Genomic DNA, 8,008 nt, shown 5'->3' with positions numbered 1-8,008 from the left:
CGCCCCGTACAGCGTCAAACCGAACAACGTATGTGTGATCGTATCCATGCAACACCTTCTTTCTGTTTTGAAAAGACATCCCCCTCATCGCGAGGCGGATGTCCGTCCGTACTTTATTTCTCTTGGTCCATTTTCATGGCGCGTCTTGCGACGACGGCGACAAAAATGACAGCGACAATCGGAATGATCAAAGGCATCCAATTCAACATCCGCCTGTCCCCCTTCTACAAGTGTCGCAAGCAGTATATCACAGTTTCAAATCAATCGTTTTAGTGGATGCTCGCCTTGGCGTAACGGCCTGCCATAGACTCAATCGTTTCACGCATATGGTCGCGCAGCGTGACCGGTTCGAGCACCTCGACTTGCGTGCCGAGCGACAGGAGCCAGAAGACGAAACCGTCTGATACGGCCGCGTCGAAGCGGATGAGGAATCGTTCCTCTTCACGTGTGATCGATACATCTTCCCCGAGCTTGTCGAAGATGACCGGGAGCACCCGCTCATCGACGGCAAGAATGATCTCCTCATCGAGCCCGTTATACATGTTGAACGATTTTTGGAAGTAATCGTCCGCCAGATGATGCTTCAGGCGCGGCGTGTCGTCTTCGACGATTTCCGAATTGACGATGCGGTCGACACGATAGTTGCGAATCTCCCCGATCGATTCGTCGATGCCGATCAAATAGTACTGCTCATGGTTCCAGTGCAGATCGATCGGATTGACGACGTAGCGCTCGCCGTCACGGCGGAGCGGGAACGTGCGTTTCGTGACGTCGAAGCCGACGACGTCCGTGTATTGGAACGAGATCGCCTTCTGTTCTTGGATCGCCCGTTGGATGCGGTCGATATGGTACGGGATCTGTCCATGCTTTTTCTTCGGTGTCTTGATGATTGATTGGAGCGTCTCTGCTTCTGGGATGCTCGTCAGCTTCTGGAGCTTCTCGACGATACTTTCCGTCACATCTTCCGAGATGAACTTGGCCGCGACGATCGCATCGACCATCATGCGAAGTTCATGAATTTCAAACAGACGGGCCGAATGCCAGTATTTTTTGGCGAGACCGTTCTTTTCAAGCTCATCCTGCACCTCGAACCCCGAATCGGTCAATGCTTGGATGTCGTCTTTCACCGATTTTTTTGCTAACTTAGAAGTATCTCCAATTGTCGATAAATATTCGAGCAAGTCTTCTAACGTCTTTGGATGATTGTCATCTGTGTGGCGTTCGAAAAACCGTCTCACCTCGAGTAACCGTTCTCGGTTGTTCACGGTTTAATCCCCTTTCAGTTCTCTATATGTATGATGTATAAACAGACATTATCATGTAATTTCCATGAAATAAAGTTATTTTCCATTACAATTCATTTAAGGAGGCGCACGCCGCTGTGAAACACTATGCCCATGTCAACGGCACGAAAATCGAATATATGGACCGCGGTCATGGTCCGGTCGTCATCTTGATTCATGGGACCCAATCGTCGAGTCTAGAACCGTACCATGTGGACCGTCTCGTCTTGTCCGGCTTCCGGGTCATTGTCCCATCGCGACCTGGATACGGTGAGACTCCGTACTCATTTTCGGCCACGCCACAACAGTTCGCAGGACACTTACAGCGCTTGATGGAAATCATGGCCATCGACCGCTATCACATCTACGGCATCTCGGCAGGTGGACCGACGGCGATCGAGCTCGCTTCTGACAATGAGCGGGCGTCGAGTTTAACGCTCGCCGCCGCCGTGACGAGCGTGGTCGACTTCCCGTATCGCGACTACGTCAGCCGAAACGTCGCTCAGCCCGCGTTCATCCTGGCACAATATGCGATGAAGTACTTCGTCTTTAAAGCGATTCAAAAGCAACCGTTCGAGGCGACAGCACGGATGATCGAATCGACGAGTCTGCTCGCGCTCGACGTCATCCGGGACGAAGTGACGCCGTACGATATCTTCTTATTGAAGCGGGTCGCGAGCCAGATGGCGTTCGGGCTCGGTGCCCAGTTCGATCTTAGGCAACGTGTCGCCGCCGAGGCGTTGCTCGGGGTGATTTGTCCGACGTACATCGTCCATTCGAAGAACGACAAGGCCGTCCCAATCCGTCACGCCTATTATGCGAAGCGGCTCATCCCGCACGCCCAACTCACCATCTTGAACAGCCCCGGTCACTTGATTTGGATCGGCCGCCACGCCCGGAAGAGCGAACAACAAATCGAACGCTTCATCCGCTTCAACTCGTAAGGCGCCATTCTAGGCGTCTTTTTTAGTCGCCTGACTCGAGCAGTTTGATCAATTCCTCCGTCACGTCAGCAGGGAGGCGATAGCCGATGTTCGTGTCGTCCGCGTCGTAAAGGCTACTGACCGATTTCGGATCATCGTTGAGCCACAAATAATAGCGGTCCGTCTCCCCGTCCTCGAAACGGATTTCGATATCGTATTCAGGTCCGACCGAGTCTGCTACTCCCGGCAATTCATCAGCCTGTTCGATCATGTGCTCGAACACTTGAATCGCTTCCGGCGTGTCGAACGTCAAGATGTCTCCCTCTTGAAAGCTTGAGAATCCGTCCGATTCCGAGACGCGGACCTCTTCAATCCCATCCGTCCGGAAATCGTTCGAGCCACAGCCGGCCAAAGCGATTGTCAAAACGGTTAGAGCAATTACCGTTCCCATCCGTCCTCGCTTCATAAGTCACCTCTGCCTCTTGTCATGTGCAACTAAGCCCCCAACATGATTGTTGAGAATCACTCTGCAATAAGTCGAACGAGCGATTTTCTGAATCAATTGTACTACCCATCAAAGGTATCATCCCAATCGACGTCATCCTCTTCAACGAGTTCACGTTTCAAAAGTAATCCTTCACCCAACATGATTCTCGCTTCTTCCACACGAGCCTCCATATCAGGTGCATCCATCTGCTCCGTCAATTGGTAGAAACATCCGCTTTCGATTCGTTCTCGACCGAACCATTCGAACGCGTCAATATCTGTCGCATCTCCACTGGCCAGTAAATCGTCGCTCCAATAATTGAACCACGAGACTTCTTCGGGTTTGAGAAACCAAAAATTTTCCCGGTCATAATCATAAAACGAAGATTTTGAACTATGATCCATACACATGTCGGCTCGATATGGTTTAAGTTCGATACACATCGCTTTAAATAGAGTGAGCCATCGGTTTGGCCGGTCGTTATAATGGGATTTCGACAGACTGAGCGAGATATATACACTAGCCGGTCCGTCATAACAAGGATTGATGAGTAGAAAACTTTTTCGTTTATGCAGGCGCGCAAAAAAATCAGACATACCGTCCTGTTCGACACCCCACATATTCATGAATCCGTCTCGCGAAAATGGTGTGTTGATGGGTTCATAATAGCCGACATAGCCAATCTCAACATCGTACTTGTCAAGTAATTGAAGGAGCTTTTCGCCATACGTTTTGTCAGAAAGGTCTTTATCGAAGCGAAATTTCAAATCAATGTAATCCATTTTTCATAATCCTCACGTTCCTCACCTTATTCGTCCACCCCGAGCACTTGAATCAACTGATTTGTCATGTCTGCCGACACGCGGTAGATGAGGTGTGGATGGGTCACGTCCATCAAATAACTCGGTTTCAGCTTCTGACCGAGCCAAAGCTGATACTGTGCCATCACTCCGCCCTTCCAATGAAGCTCCAGGTCAAAGTCCGGTTCCCCCTGAATGGAATCTTCGAGCGCCTCATCTGCATTGCGCAACATGTCCGCGAACGGTCTCACTTTTTCGATTCCATTGAACATGATGAAATCCGTCTCATTGAACGAACCAACCCCTGACGACTCAGCGACTCGCGCTTGAATCATTTCTTCGTTGTTCAATTCATTCCAGTCCGGTTCCATGAACGCTTTGATCATCGCCGAAGCCCCTGTCAACATGGCTCGATTTAATTTCATGTCCTCCACCCCATTCACGTTGATAGTCATCCTTTACGAAAATCCGGACGAAAGGTTTCACAATTTTTGACATCAGATCATTCATGCCTGTTTCCGCGTTCGCTCCAAGAAAATCGGCAACAGGTTCAAGAAAATTGAGATGCTGGTGAGCACCCATAATGCCCGTCCCATGCCGGGGATGACATCCGCCAATGCACCCCAATCTTCCGCTTCGACCCAGACCGACAAATAACTGTAATCTGCACACACCGTCAACGCGGTCAGCGATAACGCAAGCGCCATCGGCAGCTTGTAATCTTTCCCGACGCTGAACGTATACAAGTTGAACAGCGTCGCCGCAATCGCAAGTAATCCAAATATGATCCACATTGTCCTATCGTCTCCTGTTGTTTGATATGTAAGTTATTTCCTATTCCCAGAATAACACACGCAAGGAATGAAGCAGTCGGATTTTTAGGACAACAAAAAAGCCGGGCCGAAGCCCAGCTCTTCCTTATTGATACGTCCAACCGGTCAGGCTCGCAGTCGCTCCTTCATAACGCAACTGTTTTTCAAGCTCGCTCGGGAACACGCGGAGCGTGGCGACGGCCTCGCCGTCATTGACGAAGCAGTCGACGCTCGACGAGTCGATGAACACGTGAAGTGATTCGACGGCGATCGTTTTCGTCCGGGTCGTCCCATACTCGGTCGCGAACGGCTCACCGGCGTTCGTCCGGTCGATCGTCAGTTCATGCGTCGCTGCATCATAACGAATGACGAGTGACTCATTCCCGACTTGAAGCAGGTCGAGCGTGAAGTCAGATCCGTCCGTTTTCAGCTCGAGCTCGTAACGGTCCGGTGTCGAAGTTTCAATCACCGTACCGGATGTGTTGACGAATTCGTCTTGGCGTAGCTTCGTCATCGCTTGCACCGGACGCTGTTTAAGCAATCCGTCCTCGAGCGAGAGTTCACGCGGCAACGTCAAGGCGTGGGCCCAGCCGTAGCGGTCCGTCGGGTAGTCGATCTCCGGTAAGCCCATCCAACCGACGAGCACGCGACGTCCCTTATGTTCGGTCGTCTGCGGTGCGTAGAAGTCGAAGCCGAAATCGAGTTCTTCGAACGTTCCGTGCGTGAACGTCAACGTTTCGACGTCGAGTTTGCCGATCAAGAATCCAGACTGATAGATGTTGTGGTAACGGTGACCTTCCGGCTCGATGCCTTGCGGCGAAAAGACGAGGACGTGTTGACCGTTCAGTTCGAACACGTCCGGGCATTCCCACATGTAGCCGAACGGGTCGAGACCCGTTTTGACTTCGCCGAGGAACGTCCAGTCGTTCAAATCAGCTGAACGATACAAGACGACACAGCCCGTCTCATTATCACGCTGCGCTCCGACGATGGCGTAATAGACATCGTTCTCGAGCCACACTTTCGGGTCTCGGAAATGTTCCGTGTACCCGGCCGGTATGTCCGGGATGGCGACGTTCCGGCGTTCGATCTTGCCGTCTCGTAGCACGCCGATGATTTGCGAGGCGTGACGCGTCCAGTCGTCCGTCCGGTGATTGCCGGTGTACATGACGTGGAGTTCACCGTCCTTCACGAAGCCGCTGCCCGAATAGGCACCGTGTGAGTCTTCGGTCGTCTCCGGGACTAACGCCACCCCGCGGTCCGTCCACGTGACGAGATCGGGTGATGTGACATGGTACCAATGCTTCAGACCGTGTACCGGTCCGAGCGGGAACCACTGATAAAACATGTGATATTCCCCGTTGTAATACGTGAATCCGTTCGGATCGTTCAGGAGGCCCGTCGGCGGTTGGATATGGTATCCGAACCGCCACGGGGAAGCCGCCGTCTTCGCACGGAGCGTCTCCATTTCGAGGGCACTCACGTCACTTAACGAGCGGTAACGCTCTGCCTTCGTCCAACTCATACAATCACTTCCTTTTTCTTTCTTATGCTGCTTGTTTAACTTCTTCTTTTTTCGTTTGGCGTTTCGCAAGGACGAACGTCAATCCGAAGGCGACCGCGAAGGCGATGGCCATACCGATGATATACGAGACAATTGATGCCGGTGCAATCGAGATGATCCCTGGAAGACCTGCCGCGCCGAGGGCGACAGCGAGGACTTCACGACCGACGATGAACGCCGAGGCGATCCCTGAACCGATGATGGCCGCGATGAACGGATAGCGTAGTTTCAAGTTGACCCCGAACATGGCGGGCTCAGTGATACCGAGTAGTGCCGAGATACCAGATGCCGAAGCGACACCTTTCATCTTCTTATCGCGTGTCAAGAAGAAGACGGCAAGCGTAGCCGCACCTTGGGCGACGTTTGACATGGCCGCGATCGGGAAGATGAACGAACCACCTGTGCGCGCGATGTCTGCGAGAAGTTGCGTCTCGATGGCGATGAAGCTGTGGTGCATCCCTGTGATGACGATTGGGGCGTACAAGAGACCCATGACGAGACCACCGAAGAATCCGAGCGAATCATACGTCCAAACGAGCGAATCGATGATCAAGTTACCTGCTTCACGCGTGATCGGTCCGACGAAGGCGAACGTGACGAACGCCGTGATGAGGAGCGAGAGGAGCGGTGTGAGCAAGATGTCGAGTGAAGCCGGCATAAACTTACGGATGTTGATTTCAAGTTTCGATAAGATATAGGCGGATACGAGGACCGGTAACACTTGTCCTTGGTAACCAAGCTTCTCAATCTCAAAGCCGAGAATGTTCCAAACCGGAATGTCACCGACCGTCGCTTGTGCGTAGGCGTTGACGAGATCCGGGTGGACCATGATCATCCCGAGCGCGGCGCCGAGGTATGGATTACCCCCAAACCGCTTGGCGGCGGAGAACCCGATCAGGACGGGTAGGAAGACGAAGGCGGCGTTGGCGAACGTGTTGATCATCGCGGCAAGATCGGCGATACCAGGGTACTGGTCGATCAGCGAGCTGCCTTCGAAGAACAAATCAGGTGCTGTGAGCAAGTTGTTGATCCCCATCAAGAGACCACCGGCGACGATGGCCGGGATGATCGGTACGAAAATATCAGATAGCATCTTCACGAACTGTTGGAGCGGGTTACCTTTCTTCGCCCCGGCCGACTTGACGTCAGTCGTCGACATGTCACCGAGACCTGTCAATTCGGCGAATTCGGCGTACACTTTGTTGACTGTACCTTGGCCGATGATGACCTGATACTGCCCGCCCGTTGAGAACGTCCCTTTGACGACGTCAAGTGCGTCGAGTTTCTTCTCGTCGACTTTCGATTCGTCGTTTAGGACAAGGCGGAGCCGGGTCGCACAGTGGGCCGCAGCGGCGACGTTGTCTTTCCCGCCGACAGCCTCTAAAATCGCTTCTGCTTCTTGTCTGTAGTTCATACTGGTTTCCCTCCTAGTGCTTCAAGCACACGTTGTTGTGATGGTATGGCCGGAATCGCGCCGTAAGCGGTGCACGTAAGCGCGCCGGTCACGTTCGCATATTCGATATCCTTTAGTAAACGAGCGTCATCGACCCCGAGTGTCGCTAAGCGATACAAGTAGGCACCGACGAAGGCGTCACCCGCTCCCGTCGAATCGACGCTGTCAATTTTCACCGACGAAATCACGTTGTTGCCGTCTTTCGTGGCGATCAACGTCCCGCGCGAGCCGAGCGTGATGGCAATCCGTGACGCACCCGTTTCGAGAAGTGACGCGACCGCTTGATTTAAATCGTCATGCCCGGTCAAAAGTTGCGCTTCCTCTTCGCTCAACTTCACAAAATCGGCTTCTGCGATAAAGTGAAGCGAGTCTTGTTTAAATGCGTCGATTTCTGTGACGAGCGCGTCCCGGTAGTTCGGGTCGAACGAGACGAACAGGCCGTCACGCTTGGCGAACTGTAACAGTTTGAAGTAAGCATTTTTCAACTCACCGTCGAGCAATGCCGTCGCTGAACCGAAATGAACGATGTCACCTGGCTTGAACGCGGTCAAGTCGATCGCTTCGAACGCATAGTCGCCGTCACTTCCGCGCCGGAACGTGAAGTCGCGCTCCCCGTCCGCTTGGATCGAGACGAAGGCGAACGTCGTGTCGCCCTGTTCGACTAGATTCTCGACGCCGACGCCGTT

9 protein-coding genes are annotated in these 8,008 nt (G+C 52.8%); 1 reads left to right on the top strand and 8 read right to left on the bottom strand.

Annotation, left to right across the window (positions count from 1 at the left end; all coding sequences use genetic code 11):
• Positions 1–269 precede the first annotated feature (269 nt).
• Positions 270–1,265: a helix-turn-helix transcriptional regulator gene (locus tag A6395_RS00740; protein WP_071397464.1), complete on the bottom strand. Its 996-nt coding sequence runs from the start codon at positions 1,263–1,265 to the stop codon at positions 270–272.
• Between the two features lie 116 nt (positions 1,266–1,381).
• On the opposite strand from A6395_RS00740, the gene A6395_RS00735 reads away from it, so the two are divergent.
• Complete coding sequence (locus A6395_RS00735) at positions 1,382–2,227, top strand: alpha/beta fold hydrolase (protein ID WP_071397463.1); 846 nt, start codon at positions 1,382–1,384, stop codon at positions 2,225–2,227.
• A 22-nt stretch (positions 2,228–2,249) separates the two neighbouring features.
• Here the strand turns inward: A6395_RS00735 and A6395_RS00730 are convergent, their stop codons facing one another.
• From A6395_RS00730 to A6395_RS00700, 7 genes are all read right to left on the bottom strand, one after another.
• On the bottom strand, positions 2,250–2,657 hold the full coding sequence (locus tag A6395_RS00730) for a YhfM domain-containing protein (RefSeq protein ID WP_071397462.1): 408 nt from the start codon (positions 2,655–2,657) through the stop codon (positions 2,250–2,252).
• A 116-nt stretch (positions 2,658–2,773) separates the two neighbouring features.
• The gene (locus A6395_RS00725; RefSeq protein WP_071397461.1) at positions 2,774–3,475 is read right to left on the bottom strand and encodes a hypothetical protein; all 702 of its coding nucleotides are present in this window, start codon (positions 3,473–3,475) and stop codon (positions 2,774–2,776) included.
• 26 nt (positions 3,476–3,501) lie between these two features.
• A complete protein-coding gene (locus A6395_RS00720; protein WP_071397460.1) occupies positions 3,502–3,918 on the bottom strand; it encodes a YhfM domain-containing protein in 417 nt (138 codons plus the stop codon).
• A gap of 81 nt (positions 3,919–3,999) precedes the next feature.
• Positions 4,000–4,287 (bottom strand): hypothetical protein, encoded by a 288-nt coding sequence (locus tag A6395_RS00715; RefSeq protein WP_071397459.1) that lies wholly within the window; start codon positions 4,285–4,287, stop codon positions 4,000–4,002.
• A 124-nt stretch (positions 4,288–4,411) separates the two neighbouring features.
• Positions 4,412–5,830: a glycoside hydrolase family 32 protein gene (locus tag A6395_RS00710; RefSeq protein WP_071397458.1), complete on the bottom strand. Its 1,419-nt coding sequence runs from the start codon at positions 5,828–5,830 to the stop codon at positions 4,412–4,414.
• Positions 5,831–5,852: 22 nt separating this feature from the next.
• The gene (locus tag A6395_RS00705) at positions 5,853–7,283 is read right to left on the bottom strand and encodes a sucrose-specific PTS transporter subunit IIBC (protein ID WP_071397457.1); all 1,431 of its coding nucleotides are present in this window, start codon (positions 7,281–7,283) and stop codon (positions 5,853–5,855) included.
• Positions 7,280–8,008, bottom strand: a 729-nt coding sequence (locus A6395_RS00700) for a carbohydrate kinase family protein (protein WP_071397456.1), incomplete at its 5' end; no start/stop codon positions are given. The genes A6395_RS00705 and A6395_RS00700, both read right to left, overlap by 4 nt.

It is taken from the genome of Exiguobacterium sp. SH31 (genome assembly GCF_001816105.1).
GTDB classification, from domain to species: domain Bacteria; phylum Bacillota; class Bacilli; order Exiguobacteriales; family Exiguobacteriaceae; genus Exiguobacterium; species Exiguobacterium aurantiacum_A.
Note: the sequence above shows the minus strand (reverse complement) of the source record. Positions and strands in the feature narration are given on the sequence as shown.

Excerpts from the sequence above, each read along its gene's own strand:
- A6395_RS00725 (WP_071397461.1), bottom strand. The coding sequence starts at position 3,475 with ATGGATTACATTGATTTGAAATTTCGCTTCGATAAAGACCTTTCTGAC.
- A6395_RS00720 (WP_071397460.1), bottom strand. The coding sequence starts at position 3,918 with ATGAAATTAAATCGAGCCATGTTGACAGGGGCTTCGGCGATGATCAAA.
- A6395_RS00715 (WP_071397459.1), bottom strand. The coding sequence starts at position 4,287 with ATGTGGATCATATTTGGATTACTTGCGATTGCGGCGACGCTGTTCAAC.
- A6395_RS00710 (WP_071397458.1), bottom strand. The coding sequence starts at position 5,830 with ATGAGTTGGACGAAGGCAGAGCGTTACCGCTCGTTAAGTGACGTGAGT.
- A6395_RS00730 (WP_071397462.1), bottom strand. The coding sequence starts at position 2,657 with ATGGGAACGGTAATTGCTCTAACCGTTTTGACAATCGCTTTGGCCGGC.
- A6395_RS00705 (WP_071397457.1), bottom strand. The coding sequence starts at position 7,283 with ATGAACTACAGACAAGAAGCAGAAGCGATTTTAGAGGCTGTCGGCGGG.